A 13,341-nucleotide genomic window follows, 5' to 3' on the forward strand; every position below is an offset into this window, starting at 1 on the left:
TCAGGCTCCTTCTTTCTTGTTGACGACCTTGGCGGGCACTTCGCTGCCGGCAGCAGCGGCGACGGCGATGGCGGTCTGGGCCTCGACCTTCGCGGCGGCGGCGTCGACCGAGGCGCTCACGGTGCGCTTCTCGATGCGCTTCTCGGGGTTGGCGTTGAGCACGATGCGGTGCACGTAGATGCCCGGCAGGTGGATGTCGTCGGGAGCCAGCTCGCCCACCTCGACGATCTTCTCGACCTCGACGATGCAGATCTTGCCGGCCATGGCAGCGGCCGGGTTGAAGTTGCGCGCCGTGAGGCGGAAGCGCAGGTTGCCCGACTTGTCGGCCACGTCGGCCTTCACCAGCGCCACGTCGGGCACCAGCGAGCGTTCCATCACGTAGGTTTCGCCGTCGAACTCGCGCAGTTCCTTGCCCTCGGCAACCTGCGTGCCCACGCCGGTCTTGGTGAAGAAGGCCGGAATGCCCGCGCCGCCGGCGCGCAGCTTCTCGGCCAGCGTGCCCTGCGGCGTGAATTCGAGGGCCAGCTCGCCCGCGAGGTACTGGCGCTCGAACTCCTTGTTCTCGCCGACGTATGACGCGATCATCTTCTTGATCTGGCGCGTCTCCAGCAGCTTGCCGAGGCCGAAGCCGTCGACGCCCGCGTTGTTGGAGATGACGGTGAGGTTCTGCACGCCGGAGTCCTTGAGCGCGTCGATCAGCGCTTCCGGAATGCCGCAGAGGCCGAAGCCGCCGACCGCGAGCATCTGCCCGTCGGCGACGACCCCCTTGAGTGCCGCATCCGCGGTGGGGAAAATCTTGTTCACTCGGGCTCCTTGATGGATGAATGAGAGTGGGTGGAGAAAAGGGCTGAAAGGGGTGGGAAACCCCTGAACGATACTACCTACTCGCATACGTAGTATTTCGTAATGGAGACCCCCGATGCCCGAGATCGATTACCGGCTGGCGTTTGAGCACGCACCCGTCGGCATGGTGGTGTCGAGCAACCGCACCATCGTGGCGTGCAACGTGCGCGTTTGCGAGATCTTCGGCGCAACGCCCTCCGCGCTGGTCGGGCATTCGTTCAGCATCCTCTACCCCAGCGTGGCCGAGTTCGAGCGCATCGGCAAGCGCATGGAGCCGTTCCTGAACGCCAGCGGGCACTACGCCGACAACCGCATGATGAAGCGGCTGGGCAGCCTGCACGGCGCCATCGCCGACGAGACCTTCTGGTGCCACGTCACCGGCCACGCGCTCAACCGCGACGCCCCCCACGAGGCCGGCATCTGGACCTTCGAGGACCTGGGCTCGCGCCGCGCCGTCAAGGCCGAGCTCACGCCACGCGAGCGCGAGGTGGCGGCGCAGGTGATGCGCGGGCTGACCTCGAAGGAGATCGGCAAGGCGCTGGGCATCAGCCACCGCACGGTCGAGCTGCACCGGGCGCGGCTGATGCGCAAGTACGCGGCCGCAACCACGGCGGAGCTGGTGCAGAAGCTGATCGCGGGCTAGCTTTCGAGTTCGATCCGCATGCGCACCATGTCGCGCAGCACGATGCCGTTCTGCTTCTGCAGCCTGCCGCCGTTGGCGCGACGCACGAAGAAATCCGTGTCCACGCCGACGATGCGGAAGCCGAAGCGCTGGTAGAAGGCCAGTTCGCGCAGGCTGCTGTTGCCCGTGCCGACTTCGAGCAGGTGCGCCCCGCGCTCGATGGCCACCGCCTTCGCCTTGCGCAGCAGCGCGGTGCCCACGCCATGGCCGCGCAGCTCGTCGCTCACCGCGATGTTCATGATTTCCCATGTGCCGACGCGGGTTTCGAGCAGCACCATCTGCCCGACGACCCGGCCGGCAGCCTCGGCCAACCAGAGTTCGCCGCGCGACAGGTATTTGCGGATCTCGGCGCGCGGGCCGTCGGCGGCCAGCAGCAGCGCCCAGGGGGTCGGATCGTCGGGGGTGGCTCGGCGCATCTTCGGCCGGAGCGCCGCCGTCTTGCTCTTCATTTCTCTCTGCCTGCCTTCTTGTTCGTTCGTTGCCGGGGGCCGGATTCTCGCGCCGCGCGCAGCCCCGCCGATCCGGAAAACCTGGCGGAAGTTCCGGCCGAACGCCGACGGATCGTTGCGAAAACAGAAACGCCGTGTCCTCGAAAGGCCTGCGCCGCAGCGCCCTGCGAAGCCTATCGTGGAGGCCATCCGGGGCAAGAAGCCCGCAACACACAGGAGTCCGAAATGTCCACACCCATCCATTCCGAACGCAGCCTTCTGCTGCAGACCCAGGCCTCCGTCGCCCGCGTCCGTGCGCTCGCCGTGCAGAAGCTGCCGGTGGCGATGACGCTCTCTGCGATCATCCTGTCGATCATCAACGTCAAGCTGTAGCCGGTCGTGCCCGTGGCAGGCCCGGCGCTGCGGCTCCAGGCCCGCCACACATGACCATTCCAGCCCACGTCCTCCCCTTCTGGGAGCGATTCCAGAGCGCCGCGGGCGCCGATGCCTCCGCCCGTTTCTGCGAAGCCTTCCACTTCGACGACAACGAGGCCGGCGCCACCGAGCTGGCGCAGCTCGTGCTGGAGGGGCGCAAGCGCGGCACGGCGAGCCTCGAATGGTCCGTCGAATCGACCGGAAGGCCGCGCCCCAGGCCCGGTGACCTCAGCGTGGTGACCGACTGGCATGGCAGGCCGCTGTGCGTGATCGAGACACGCAGCGTGGTCGTCATGCCCTTCGACGAAGTCGGCGAGGACTTCGCGGCCGTCGAGGCCGAAGGCGACGGCTCGCTGCGCTACTGGCGCGAAGGCCACTGGCAGTACTTCAGCGGCGAATGCGAGCGCATCGGCAGGAAGCCCGACATGCGCATGCCGGTGCTGTGCGAGACCTTCGAGGTCGCCTACCAGGAAGGCTGATTGGCCGCCGTATCGATCAATCGGGCTTGATGTCCGCCGACTTGATCACCTTCGACCAGCTCGCCAGCTCCTGGTCGACGAATCTCGCGAGCGTCGGCGGGTCCATGTAGGTCGCAAAGGCGCCCTGCTCGTCCACCTTCTTGCGGAAGGCTTCGCTCTCGACGATCTTGCGGAGTTCCGCGCTCAGCCTGTTGACGATCTCAGGCGGCGTCTTCGCCGGAGCGAACACAGCGAACCACGACTCGACCTCGTAGCCCAGCAGCCCCGCCTCGGCCGAGGTCGGCACATCGGGCATCGACGAATGGCGCTTGCTGCCCGTGTACGCCAGCGGCTTGATGCGCCCTCCCGCGAAATGGCCGATGACCGAGGGCGGCGTGGTGATGAACATGTCCACGTTGCCCGAGATCAGGTCATTGATCGCCGGCCCCGAGCCCTTGTAGGGCACGTGCGTCATCGCCTGCTTCGACTGCCGCGACAGCAGCTCGCCCGCGATGTGCTGGATCGAGCCGTTGCCCGACGAGGCGTAGAAGAGCCCGCCCTCCTTCTTCTTGCCGTACTCGATGAGCTCCTTCATCGACTTCATCGGCAGCTTGCCGCTCACCGCGACGACGTGCGGCGCGCGCATCACCATCGCCACCGGCACGAAGTCCTTGGTGGGGCTCCACTTGATGTTCGGATAGAGCGACGGGTTGCCGACGTGGTAGCCCGAGTACTGCATCAGCAGCGTGTAGCCGTCGGGCGCGGCGCGCGCCACGAACTCGGTGCCGATGTTGCCGCTGGCGCCGGGCTTGTTGTCGACCACCACGGGCTGGCCCAGCGCGCGCTGCAGCGGATCGCCGACCAGGCGCGCCATGATGTCGGTGGAGCCGGCCGGCGCGGTGGGCACGACCATCGTGATCGGTCTCGAGGGCCACGCGTCGCTGGCGGACGCGGCCGAAGCGGCCAGCGCAAGGCCGACCGCGAGAAGGCGGTGAATGGGTTTCATGGTTTGTCTCCGGTGGTTTTGTATTTGCTGGCTGTCTTCGGCGCCGCGCCGTCAGGGCGAAAGTTCCGAGATCTCGATCAGGTTCAGGTCCGGGTCGCGTACGTAGACCGAACGGATGCGCGAAGTGGCGCCCGTGCGCATCACCGGCCCTTCGAGAATGGGCACGCCCTTCTCGCCAAGGCTCGCAATGACTTCCTCGAGCGGCACGCTGGCGATGAAGCACAGGTCCAGCGAGCCGGGCGTCGGCAGCTGCGCCTTGGGCTCGAACTCGTGGCCCTTCACATGCAGGTTGATCTTCTGGTTGCCGAAGCGGAAGGCCTTGCGGCCGGCGCCGAAGCTCTCCAGCGACATGCCCAGCACGTCGACGTAGAAGCGGATGCAGGCTTCCTCGTGCGCCGTTGTCAGCACGAGGTGGTCCAGGTGGCCGATCATGGTTGAAGCTCCTTCGGTGCGTGCCCGCGCTCCCGGGCGCGAGCCGCGATGTCGTTGAAATCCGGCGGCGGCGCATGCCGCGTCAGCCGGTGGCCCGCGCGCGAGACCTGGGCCGGCAGGTCGTGCTGCACCAGTGCTTCCAGCTCGCCAGCGGCGGCAATCAGGCCCGCGAGATCCATGCCCGTGTCATAGCCCATGCACTGCAGCATGTGGACCACGTCCTCGGTCGCCACGTTGCCTGTCGCGCCCGGCGCGTAGGGGCAGCCGCCGATGCCGCCAAGCGACATGTCGAGCCGGCGGATGCCGGCCTCCACCGCTGCCACCGTGTTCACCAGCCCCATGCCGCGCGTGTTATGAAAGTGGGCCGTCCATTCCATCGCAGGCTTGCTGGAGATGACCGCCTCGCAGATCTCCCGCACCTGCGTGGGGTAAGCCATGCCCGTCGTGTCGCACAGCGTGATGCCCTGCACCTCCAGCGCGGCGAATCGGTCGATCAAGCCCTGGACCTGTGCCAGCGGCACCTCGCCCTCCATCGGGCAGCCGAACACGCACGACAGCGACACGTTCACCGGCACGCCGGCCTGCTTCGCCAGTGCGATCACCCCGGTCAGCTGAGCGAACGACTGCTCGCGCGTCATGCGCAGGTTGGCGAGGTTGTGCGTCTCGCTCGCCGACATGACGATGTTGAACTCGTCGATGCGGCTTTCCAGTGCGCGCTCCGCGCCGCGCACGTTAGGCACCAGCGCGGTGTAGACCACGCCGGGGCGGCGGGCGATGCGCTGCATCACCTCCTCGCCGTCGCGCAGCGCGGGTATCGCCTTCGCCGAAGTGAAGGACGTGACCTCGATCTTCGCGTAGCCCAGCCCGCTCAGCCGGTCGACGAGGGCGATCTTGTCGTCGGTGGGAATGAAGCGGCTTTCCATCTGGAAGCCGTCGCGTGTGGCGACCTCGTTGATGAAGAGCCTCGTGCCGTTGCCCGTCTTCATACCGCAACCCCTTCCACGCGGCGCGCGGGCCAGCCGGCACCGCCCAGATCGCGGTCGTGCTCGCCCAGCCGCGGCGCGGGGTGCGCGATGCGCCCCGGCGTGGCGCTGAGCTTGGGCACCACGCCCGGCACCTTCAGCGTGGCTCCATCGGAGGTGGGCGCCTCCACGATCATCCCGCGCGCCAGGTACTGGGGGTCGCTCGCGATGTCGGCCACGGTGTAGATGCGCCCGACCGGCACGCCGGCGGCGTCGAGCACGGCCAACACATCGTCGCGACTGCGCCGGAGCGTCCAGGCCTCGATGGCGGCGTCGATCTCGTCCACGCGCAGCACGCGGCCGTCGTTGTGCACGAGCCCGGGGTCGTTCTCCAGGTCTTCGCGGCCGATGGCGCGCATCAGCCGACGGAAGATGCTGTCGCCGTTGCCGGCCACCAGCACGTAGTGACCGTCTTCGCAGCGGTAGGCGTTGGTCGGCGCGATGCCGGGCAGTGCGCTGCCGGCACGCTCGCGCACGGCGCCGAAGGCGTCGTACTCGGGCAGCAGGCTTTCCATCACGTTGAACACCGACTCGTAGAGCGCCACGTCGATGAACTGCCCTTCTCCGCCATGGGCGGTGCGGTGGTGCAGCGCGGTCAGCACGCCGATCACGCCATGCAGCGCCGCCAGCGTGTCGCCCAGCGACACCCCCACGCGCACCGGCACCCGGCCAGGCTCGCCGCTCAGGTAGCGCAGCCCGCCCATCGATTCACCGAGCACGCCGAAGCCGGGCTTGTCGCGATAGGGCCCGGTCTGCCCGTAGCCCGAGATGCGCAGCATGATGAGTCGCGGGTTCAGCGCATGCAGCTGTTCCCAGCCCAGGCCCCAGCCTTCGAGCGTGCCGGGCTTGAAGTTCTCGATCAGCACGTCGGCCTCGAGCGCCAGCGCGCGCACGGCCTCCTGCCCTTCGGCGCTGCGCAGGTCCAGGCACACCGAGCGCTTGTTGCGCGACTGCACCTCCCACCATGCCGAGGTGCCGTTGTCGCGCAACAGCCGCCACTTGCGCAGCGGATCGCCGACACCCGCAGGCTCGACCTTGATCACGTCGGCGCCGAACTCCGCCAGTGTCTTGCCGGCGAAGGGGCCGGCGATGAGCTGGCCGAGCTCCAGCACCTTCAGGCCTTCGAGTGCATTCATATCCGCGTCCGTCTCCTTTGTTGGGCTGGCCCCGACTCTAGGAACGGATCGCGGAATGCGGAATTGCCATGACGGCAGCACCCCTTCGCAAAACGCGAAGGGGCCGGTCGGCCTGGCCGCCTGCGCCTGCTGCGCCTACTTCTTCTTCGACAAGCCGGAACCGGTTGCAAGCGGTAGCGATGGCGGCGGCTCCGGCGCCTTGACCCATCCGCGCAGCAGCACGCCCATGAAGAGCCCTGCACCGAAGATCGCCCAGAACGCCCAGCCGGGCAGGTTCTCCGCGCCGCTGTGCAGGTTCATGCCGAAAGCCGCGCCGACGGCCATCAGCGGAAAGGTCAGCGCCGCGATGGTGTTGAGCTTGTGCTGCGCCCGGCTGACCTCGTTGGCCGCGCGCGCCTGCTGCTCGGCCGCATGAGCGAGCCTGTAGTCGAGCGACATCCGCGTGTCGGCCAGCAGCAGTTCGAGCCCGCGCACGATCTCCACCGCGCGGTCGCGCAGGTCGGTGATCATCGCGTCCTCCGGCACGGCCTCGCGCGCGGACTGCAGGGCCGCCTGCATGTTCGAGGCGGCGCGTGCCAGCGGTATCAGCGGCCCGAGGATCTGGAACAGCGCCTCGGAGTTGTCGGCAGCCTCGTGCCGGACCTCGAAGGTGGCCAGCGACGCGCGATAGCTCTCGATCAGCTTGCCCAACGCGCGCTCGCCCGGGTTGTTGCCCTTGTGCAGCCAGGTACCGTCGGGCTTGCGCAGGAACACCGCCGACTTGCGCTCCGAACCTGTACCCGCGGGCGGCTCGTGCAGGATCACCATCAGGTGCCCCTGTTCGTGAATGACGCGCTGCGCGCCGTAGCTGGAGCTGCCCAGCCGCTGCTGCATCTCGGCGGGCAGCTCCCAGTCGTAGTCGATGCGTCTGGTGCTCATCGGGAGGCCTGCAGTTCTTTCCACAAGGAGTCGAACTCGTCGGCGAAACGCCGTACGAGCGATGGGTCGTTGGTCAGCACCAGGTTCTCCTCGTTGAACTCGCAGGCGCTGCGCGTCCAGTTGTAGCTGCCGTTGAGCAGCCGGGCACCGTCGAAGATGGCGAACTTGTGGTGCATGTGCGCCTCGGTGCGATCCACCGCGACCGGAATGCCGGCCGCGCGCAGCTGGCCGATGTCGCTGCCGAGATCGAACTCCTTGTCGTTGTCGGAGATGCAGCGCAGCGACACGCCACGCCGGTGCGCCGCCAGTATCTCGGCCGTGATGCGGTCGTCCGACAGCGTGAACACGCAAAGGTCCACCGAATGCCTGGCCGACCGCAGCTGCTGGTTGATGGCCTGCAGGCAGGCCGTGCCGGGGCTGAAGAAGGCCTGCGAACGCACGGCCACGCTGTCGGGCGAGCGGCCCGTATCGATGGCGCGGACCACGCCTTCGAGCCACTTCAGCAGCGCCAGCTGTTCAGGGTCGGCGGTGCGCGCCCGCACCAGATCGAAGGCACGGTTGCGCAGCTGCCGCAGGCCGTCTTCCGGCGGCTGGGCCTCGCGCAGCGTGTGGACCAGCACGCGGCGCTCGTCGTCGCTCAGGCGCGCATCGGCAAGGGTGTCGTCGAGCTGGGCCAGCAGCTCGGGGAGCGCGGGCGGCGCTTCAGTGGTCGCGGGCTGGGCCGCCATCTCATTGCTCCTTGTCCGGTTTGGGCGCGCGCTTCGGCGCCGCACGCATCGTCATCGCCTCTGCCGCGAGCCGCTCCATGTTCTGGGCGATGGAGCGGTCCAGCTCCAGCCGGCGCTCGGTGGCCGTTACCAGCGGCAGGATCAGCTCGCGGTATGTGACGGCGATCTGCAGCATGGCATCGGCCAGGCGCTGGCCCTCGCTCGGCCCCTCCGCAGGCGGCGCGGGCTCGGGCTTGAGCGAATCGACCGCGCGGGCCACGTCGAGCATGCTGCTGGCGATGCGCTGGCTGCCGTCCACGTCGGCACCGCCCAGCTTGCGCTGGCGCACGAACTCCTCGCAGATTTCCTTCCAGCGCGCGCCCTCCTCCGGCGTCGGGCTGCCAAGCAGTTGGGCCAGGCGCAGCAGGTTCTCCTCGGCGCCCGTGGTCAGGGTCTGGGCCTCGCCGCGGTAGTGGTCGCGCAGCAGCGCGTCGAGCTCCTCGTCGCGCATCAGCGCGGTGATCTTGCCCGCGAGCTTGGTCATGTTGCGGTAGCTGCCCTGCAGCTTGAACGGCGGGGCCACGCGGTACGACTCCTGCTGCGCGGCCGACTCGATGTAGGCAAGGTTCACCTTCAGCAGCAGATCGCGCGCACGGAACAGGCGCTGCAGCAGCGCCTTGATCTCCTCCAGCTCGACCGCGCTGTAGGCATGCGACAGCGCGCTGCTCGGCACCTCGTGGCCCTGCGCCATCTTCACCAGCAGCTGCACGTCCTTCGGATCGCGCGAGGCCAGCGGCATCAGCGTGGGATTCGACGTCAGGCTGTTCTCGATGTACGAGAGCGCAAAGGCCGCCTCCCGCCCCGAGAGCACGTCGCCGAGGTTGTAGATGTCGGCGCGGTTGGCCAGCATGTCCGGGATCTTGAACACGTCGCCCGACTCGGTGTACGGGTTGCCCGCCATCACGATCGCGAAGCGCTTGCCGCGCATGTCGTAGCTGCGCGGCTCGCCGTTCCACACGCCCTCGATGCGGCGGGTGCCGTCGGCCAGCGCGATGAACTTCTGCAGGAACTCGGGGCTCGTGTGCTGGATGTCGTCCAGGTACAGCATCACGTTGCTGCCCATGGCGAGGCCCAGGTTGAGCTTCTCGAGTTCCTGCCGCGCAGCGCTGTTGGGCGCGTTGGCCGGGTCGATGGCGGTCACGCCGTGGCCCAGCGCCGGGCAGTTGATGCGCACGAAGATCAGCCCGAGGCGATCGGCCACGTATTCCATCAGCGTGGTCTTGCCGTAGCCGGGCGGCGAGATCAGCAGCAGCAGGCCCATGCGGTCGGTGCGGCTGCCCTCGCCCGCCGAGCCGATCTGCTTGGCGAGGTTGTCGCCGATGATGGGCAGGTACAGCTCGTCGATCAGCTGGTTGCGCACGAAGGTCGACAGCGGCCTGGCCTGGAACTGGCTCAGCTTGAGCCGGGCCTTCTCGCCTTCGAGCAGCTCGTGGCGCAGGCGATGCAGCGCCTCGAAGCCCGGCACCGCATGCTGCGTGTGGAACAGGAAGCGGCGCCAGAAGTCGTTGAGGTTCAGCGTCAGGCGGCCGTCGGCCACGCGCGGATGCTCGCCGCGCAGCCCCTCGACCGTCTGGTCGAGCGCCACGTTCACGCGGGCGCGCTGCAGGGGCATGGCGAGCACGCTGGCCGCGTCGTCGACCCAGTCGACCGATTGCGGCGACTGGTGCACGGCGTAGGCACGCACCCAGTCGCGCGCCAGCCGCCAGCGCTCGGCCGGCGGCGCGGCGTCGAGGTCGGCTTGCCAGGCCTCGCGGCGGCGTCCGCGGTCCAGTTCGCGCAGCAGCGCGGCGGCCAGGTCTTCGCCCGCGCCCGAGACCACCCAGGTGTCACCGCCATGCGCTGCGAGCTCGCGCACGAGGTAGGCTGCGGACTGGTCGCACAGCGTGGCGACGAGCGCCTTGCGAGACTCCTGCTCTTCTTCTGCTTCCGCATCCGCGAGCGGAGGGAGCAGATCGGGCAGCACCTCGCGCACGAAGTGGCCCAGCGAACGGGCGACGTCTGCTTCGAGTTGATCGAGGGCGTCTCGCCGGCCGAACAGGTCCTGCATCTGCAGCGCGGCACGCGCGCGCCGCAGCAGCGACTCGCGGTGCGCGATCAGGTGGCCGTGCTGCCAGTAGAGCAAGGCCAGCGCACGCTCGGTCGGGCCCCAGGCCAGCAGGCCGGCCTGGTCCTGCATGCCGGCCAGCGCGGCCAGCAGGCGAAGCGCATCGTCGTCGTGGATGCCCTTCTGGTAGCCCTCCTGATAGCGCGCGGCGGCGAAGCGACGGACCATTTCGAGCAGTTGCGGATGCTGCGGGTCTTCGGCCAGCAGCGTGCGCACGTCGGCCCAGCTGCGCTCGGCCTTGCCTTCGAGCAAGGCCTCGAGCAGGCGGCCGGCAAGGTATTCGGCGCGCGACAGCTCCGGCGTTTCCGACACCAGCGACTGGCCCCAGTAGGCCTGCAGCGCGCGCAGCCGCTCGTCGTCCACCGGGCTCAGGTAGTCGGTGCCCGTCACCTGGTAGGCCATGCCTTCTTCGCGGGCCACCAGCGTCAGGTCGACCGGCTGGCGGTGCACGGTGAAGGCGTGGCGGCCCAGGCGCAGCGTGTCGCCGCCCTCGCTCACCAGCTCGCGCTTGTCGCGCACCGCGCGCAGGGCCTGGTCTCGGGCGGTCTTCAGGCGGGTGTCGAGTTCGTCGGCCGGCACCGCCGCGCCCAGCGTGCGCAGGTCGGCGATCAGCGTGTGCAGCTTGCCGATCATCGGGTCGGCCGCAAAGTAGCTGTGGACCTGGCCCAGCTCGGCAAGCTGCGCGATGCGGCGGGGAATGCCGTCGAGGATGCGCCCCGCCGCGTCGATCACGCCCTGCGCACGGCGCTGGCGGGCCTCGACCAGGCTCTGGCGCCTTGCCGACAGCGCCTCGTAGACGTTCTCGCGCTTCTCGGCGATGTCGCCCAGGAACTCGTCCTGCTCGGCGAAGCGGCCTTCGATTTCCTCCAGCTGCGCCAGCAGGCGCGTGAGCGCGTCGTCGCACTTCTCGGGCGTGTCTGCGAACTCCAGCGCGTTCTCCACCGCCTGACCGAAGAGCTTGAACTGTGCGCCGAACTCGGCCCGCGCCTCGGTCGCGCCCAGCGACTTGCGCCGCGCGCGCGCATCGGCACGCATGCGGTTGATGTCGGCGTAGATCAGCGAGATGCGGTCGAGGATCGAGGTGCGGATGACCGCATCGCCGCCCGGCAGGCTGCCGAGCTGCTCGGTCAGCAGGTCGAGGCCGGCCGCCTGCTCGTCGAGCGTGGCGAGCAACTGCCCCAGCGCCGGCGAAGTGGCGAGATTGGGCAGTTCGATCGCGAGCTTGTCCAGCGTCTGCCGCTGGCCCGCGAAGGCGGTGTCCGCCGCCAGGAACTGCATGGCGCGCTCGCCGATGCGCTGCTGCTCGGCCTCGAGCGCACCGTCCATCGCGGCGATGCGCGGCAGGTCGGCGTAGCGCAGCTCCTTGAGCATCTGCAGCGCGCCGCGCCGCTCGCGCAGCCGGCCCAGCGCCTTCACGAAATCGTCGGGTGCCCGCCAGAGCGTGCTGGCAATGTCGACCAACAGCGCGTGCTGCTCGTCCTCGGCGCGAGCCAGCGCACGGGCCGTTTCGCGGCGAATGGTGTCGACCTTCTCGAACTCCGCCAGCGTGCCGCGCGCCACCTCGGCAATGCTGCGCAGCTCGCCCATGGTTCCGGCGGCTTCGGGCGCATCGAGCCAGAAGTAGGCGTCGCTCACGCGCGTGCACTGGCGGATCAGGTCTTCGTAAGCGGCCTTGGTCGGCGCCTGCTCGCGCACCGCGCGAGCTATGCCCATCAGGTCGCTCACGCCGCGCACCAGCTCGGCGTTGCCGATCTTGCCGAAGAAGCCGGCAGCGGGCGGCTGCGCGCTCACGTGCTCCTCGCTGGCGAACGGCGTCTGCCACAGCTGCATCGGGTGCACGCGGGTCGGCTCGCCGTTGCCGTCGTGGAACACCAGGATGCGGCCGTCGGCGAAGCGCGCATAGCCGTTCGCGATGATCGGCGTTCCGAGCTTCTTGTCGATCAGGTTGTAGTTGAAGAGCGCGTAGCGGCCAGGCCTCGGGTCGTAGAAGATGTAGGCCACGTCCTCGCCGTTGGGCGAACGCAGCATGCGCTTGAAGCGCAGGTTCTCGACCATCTCCGCCGGCAGGTCGAAGCGCTTGTACTCGCCGGACTGCAGGTAATAGCCGCCCGGGAAGATGATCCCGTGGTCTTCGGGCAGCTGCACGCAGGAGCCGCCGATGGCGTCGATGCGCTCCACCTGCTGCGTACGGATGTTGAACACCAGGTAGCGCGTGACCTGCTCGCGGTAGGGCTTCACGCGCAGCAGGATCAACATGCCGAGCTTCGCCCAGGCGATCTCGGCGTCGGCGAGCGACTGGCTGCGGTCGTCCACCGGCTCGTTGTAGATGCCCAGCCCGGTCTCGGTGTTGTTCTCGATCTTGATCGTGAGGTCGCCGCCCAGCGTCTCGACGAAGACCGTGTCGAGCACGTTGATGTGCGGATGCTTGCCGCCCACGTGGTCTTCGCGCGTGGCCACGGTCCATTCGAAATCGTGGCTCGCCGGCAGCGCGATGTCGCGCTCGCCCCGGTTGTCGATGTACTGGATGCGGCCGTCGCGCTCGATGGCCCAGCGGAACACGCGCACGTCGGTAAGCTGCTGGCCGATCTGGAATGCGGCGAGCAGCTTGTCCTGCGTCACGCGCAGCTGCAGCAGCGTGGCCTGCTTGTAGTAGGCGTAGAGCTCGCGGAAGTCGGAAACGAAGCGCGGGTCTTCCAGGAAGCTGCCAGCCAGCGGCACGGACTGCAGCTCGTCGCTGTCCGCTCCCTGCCCGGCCTCGCCGGGCGACACCAGCCGGTAAAGGCCGAACACGTCGCCGACCGCGGTTTCCTTGCGCAGCCCGATGAACACGTTGTAGCCGAACAGCAGCAGGTCGCCGATGCGCACCAGGTCGCGCGCCACGGCGTTGTTCTCGGTGCGCGCGCGCGTGCGCAGGATCAGGGCCTGGTCGGAGCGGCCGAACTCGGCCAGCCGCTGCTCATTGAGCGCCTGTGTCTTCTTCAGCAGGCTCTCGCCCTGGCTCTCCAGCCGCTTCTTCAGCAGGTCGTAGCTGCCGCTGCCGGACACCAGCGCCTCGGTCTGCGACTCGGCGTCGCCGGGCGGCGCGCCCTTTTCATCCGTTGGTTGCATAT

Annotated in this window: 12 protein-coding genes; 3 read left to right on the forward strand and 9 right to left on the reverse strand. The window is 68.6% G+C overall.

Annotated elements, in window-relative coordinates:
- The gene (locus ABL840_RS24900) at window positions 1–804 is read right to left on the reverse strand and encodes a CoA transferase subunit A (RefSeq protein WP_093200926.1); all 804 of its coding nucleotides are present in this window, start codon (window positions 802–804) and stop codon (window positions 1–3) included.
- Window positions 805–919: 115 nt separating this feature from the next.
- On the opposite strand from ABL840_RS24900, the gene ABL840_RS24905 reads away from it, so the two are divergent.
- Window positions 920–1,486, forward strand: coding sequence for a LuxR C-terminal-related transcriptional regulator (locus ABL840_RS24905; RefSeq protein WP_093200929.1), 567 nt, complete (start codon window positions 920–922; stop codon window positions 1,484–1,486).
- Here the strand turns inward: ABL840_RS24905 and ABL840_RS24910 are convergent.
- Window positions 1,483–1,974, reverse strand: a complete 492-nt coding sequence (locus ABL840_RS24910) for a GNAT family N-acetyltransferase (RefSeq protein ID WP_418116003.1) — start codon at window positions 1,972–1,974, stop codon at window positions 1,483–1,485. The two genes, ABL840_RS24905 and ABL840_RS24910, sit on opposite strands and share 4 nt — an antisense overlap.
- A gap of 225 nt (window positions 1,975–2,199) precedes the next feature.
- Here ABL840_RS24910 and ABL840_RS24915 point away from each other — a divergent pair, with 225 nt between their 5' ends.
- Window positions 2,200–2,346, forward strand: coding sequence for a hypothetical protein (locus ABL840_RS24915; RefSeq protein ID WP_176947601.1), 147 nt, complete (start codon window positions 2,200–2,202; stop codon window positions 2,344–2,346).
- A gap of 50 nt (window positions 2,347–2,396) precedes the next feature.
- On the forward strand, window positions 2,397–2,867 hold the full coding sequence (locus tag ABL840_RS24920) for an ASCH domain-containing protein (protein ID WP_093306599.1): 471 nt from the start codon (window positions 2,397–2,399) through the stop codon (window positions 2,865–2,867).
- A 16-nt stretch (window positions 2,868–2,883) separates the two neighbouring features.
- Here ABL840_RS24920 and ABL840_RS24925 read toward each other — a convergent pair whose 3' ends face one another.
- The 7 genes from ABL840_RS24925 to ABL840_RS24955 all read right to left on the reverse strand — a co-directional run bounded on the left by ABL840_RS24925 (window position 2,884) and on the right by ABL840_RS24955 (window position 13,339).
- Window positions 2,884–3,852, reverse strand: coding sequence for a Bug family tripartite tricarboxylate transporter substrate binding protein (locus ABL840_RS24925; protein ID WP_093306601.1), 969 nt, complete (start codon window positions 3,850–3,852; stop codon window positions 2,884–2,886).
- A gap of 51 nt (window positions 3,853–3,903) precedes the next feature.
- Window positions 3,904–4,284: a VOC family protein gene (locus ABL840_RS24930; RefSeq protein WP_093306603.1), complete on the reverse strand. Its 381-nt coding sequence runs from the start codon at window positions 4,282–4,284 to the stop codon at window positions 3,904–3,906.
- Entirely contained in the window at window positions 4,281–5,270 is a 990-nt protein-coding gene (locus ABL840_RS24935) for a hydroxymethylglutaryl-CoA lyase (protein WP_093306605.1), read from the reverse strand. The genes ABL840_RS24930 and ABL840_RS24935 overlap by 4 nt, the downstream gene beginning before the upstream one ends.
- Complete coding sequence (locus tag ABL840_RS24940) at window positions 5,267–6,442, reverse strand: CaiB/BaiF CoA transferase family protein (RefSeq protein WP_093306607.1); 1,176 nt, start codon at window positions 6,440–6,442, stop codon at window positions 5,267–5,269. Before ABL840_RS24940 ends, ABL840_RS24935 begins: the two co-directional genes overlap by 4 nt.
- A 135-nt stretch (window positions 6,443–6,577) precedes the next feature.
- On the reverse strand, window positions 6,578–7,360 hold the full coding sequence (locus ABL840_RS24945) for a hypothetical protein (RefSeq protein ID WP_093200947.1): 783 nt from the start codon (window positions 7,358–7,360) through the stop codon (window positions 6,578–6,580).
- Window positions 7,357–8,088: a phospholipase D-like domain-containing protein gene (locus tag ABL840_RS24950; protein ID WP_093306610.1), complete on the reverse strand. Its 732-nt coding sequence runs from the start codon at window positions 8,086–8,088 to the stop codon at window positions 7,357–7,359. Before ABL840_RS24950 ends, ABL840_RS24945 begins: the two co-directional genes overlap by 4 nt.
- Window position 8,089: 1 nt before the next feature.
- Window positions 8,090–13,339 carry a DNA repair ATPase gene (locus ABL840_RS24955; protein ID WP_093306612.1) on the reverse strand — a complete coding sequence of 1,750 codons (5,250 nt, stop codon included), beginning with the start codon at window positions 13,337–13,339 and terminating at the stop codon, window positions 8,090–8,092.
- Between the last annotated feature and the right edge of the window lie 2 nt (window positions 13,340–13,341).

Origin of the sequence: Variovorax sp. NFACC27 (genome assembly GCF_048301545.1) — a bacterium.
Lineage (GTDB): Bacteria > Pseudomonadota > Gammaproteobacteria > Burkholderiales > Burkholderiaceae_C > Variovorax > Variovorax gossypii.

Coding starts and splice junctions, on each gene's coding strand:
- ABL840_RS24915 (WP_176947601.1), top strand. CDS start 2,200: ATGTCCACACCCATCCATTCCGAACGCAGCCTTCTGCTGCAGACCCAG.
- ABL840_RS24935 (WP_093306605.1), bottom strand. CDS start 5,270: ATGAAGACGGGCAACGGCACGAGGCTCTTCATCAACGAGGTCGCCACA.
- ABL840_RS24910 (WP_418116003.1), bottom strand. CDS start 1,974: ATGAAGAGCAAGACGGCGGCGCTCCGGCCGAAGATGCGCCGAGCCACC.
- ABL840_RS24955 (WP_093306612.1), bottom strand. CDS start 13,339: ATGCAACCAACGGATGAAAAGGGCGCGCCGCCCGGCGACGCCGAGTCG.
- ABL840_RS24905 (WP_093200929.1), top strand. CDS start 920: ATGCCCGAGATCGATTACCGGCTGGCGTTTGAGCACGCACCCGTCGGC.
- ABL840_RS24950 (WP_093306610.1), bottom strand. CDS start 8,088: ATGGCGGCCCAGCCCGCGACCACTGAAGCGCCGCCCGCGCTCCCCGAG.
- ABL840_RS24920 (WP_093306599.1), top strand. CDS start 2,397: ATGACCATTCCAGCCCACGTCCTCCCCTTCTGGGAGCGATTCCAGAGC.
- ABL840_RS24925 (WP_093306601.1), bottom strand. CDS start 3,852: ATGAAACCCATTCACCGCCTTCTCGCGGTCGGCCTTGCGCTGGCCGCT.
- ABL840_RS24930 (WP_093306603.1), bottom strand. CDS start 4,284: ATGATCGGCCACCTGGACCACCTCGTGCTGACAACGGCGCACGAGGAA.
- ABL840_RS24940 (WP_093306607.1), bottom strand. CDS start 6,442: ATGAATGCACTCGAAGGCCTGAAGGTGCTGGAGCTCGGCCAGCTCATC.
- ABL840_RS24945 (WP_093200947.1), bottom strand. CDS start 7,360: ATGAGCACCAGACGCATCGACTACGACTGGGAGCTGCCCGCCGAGATG.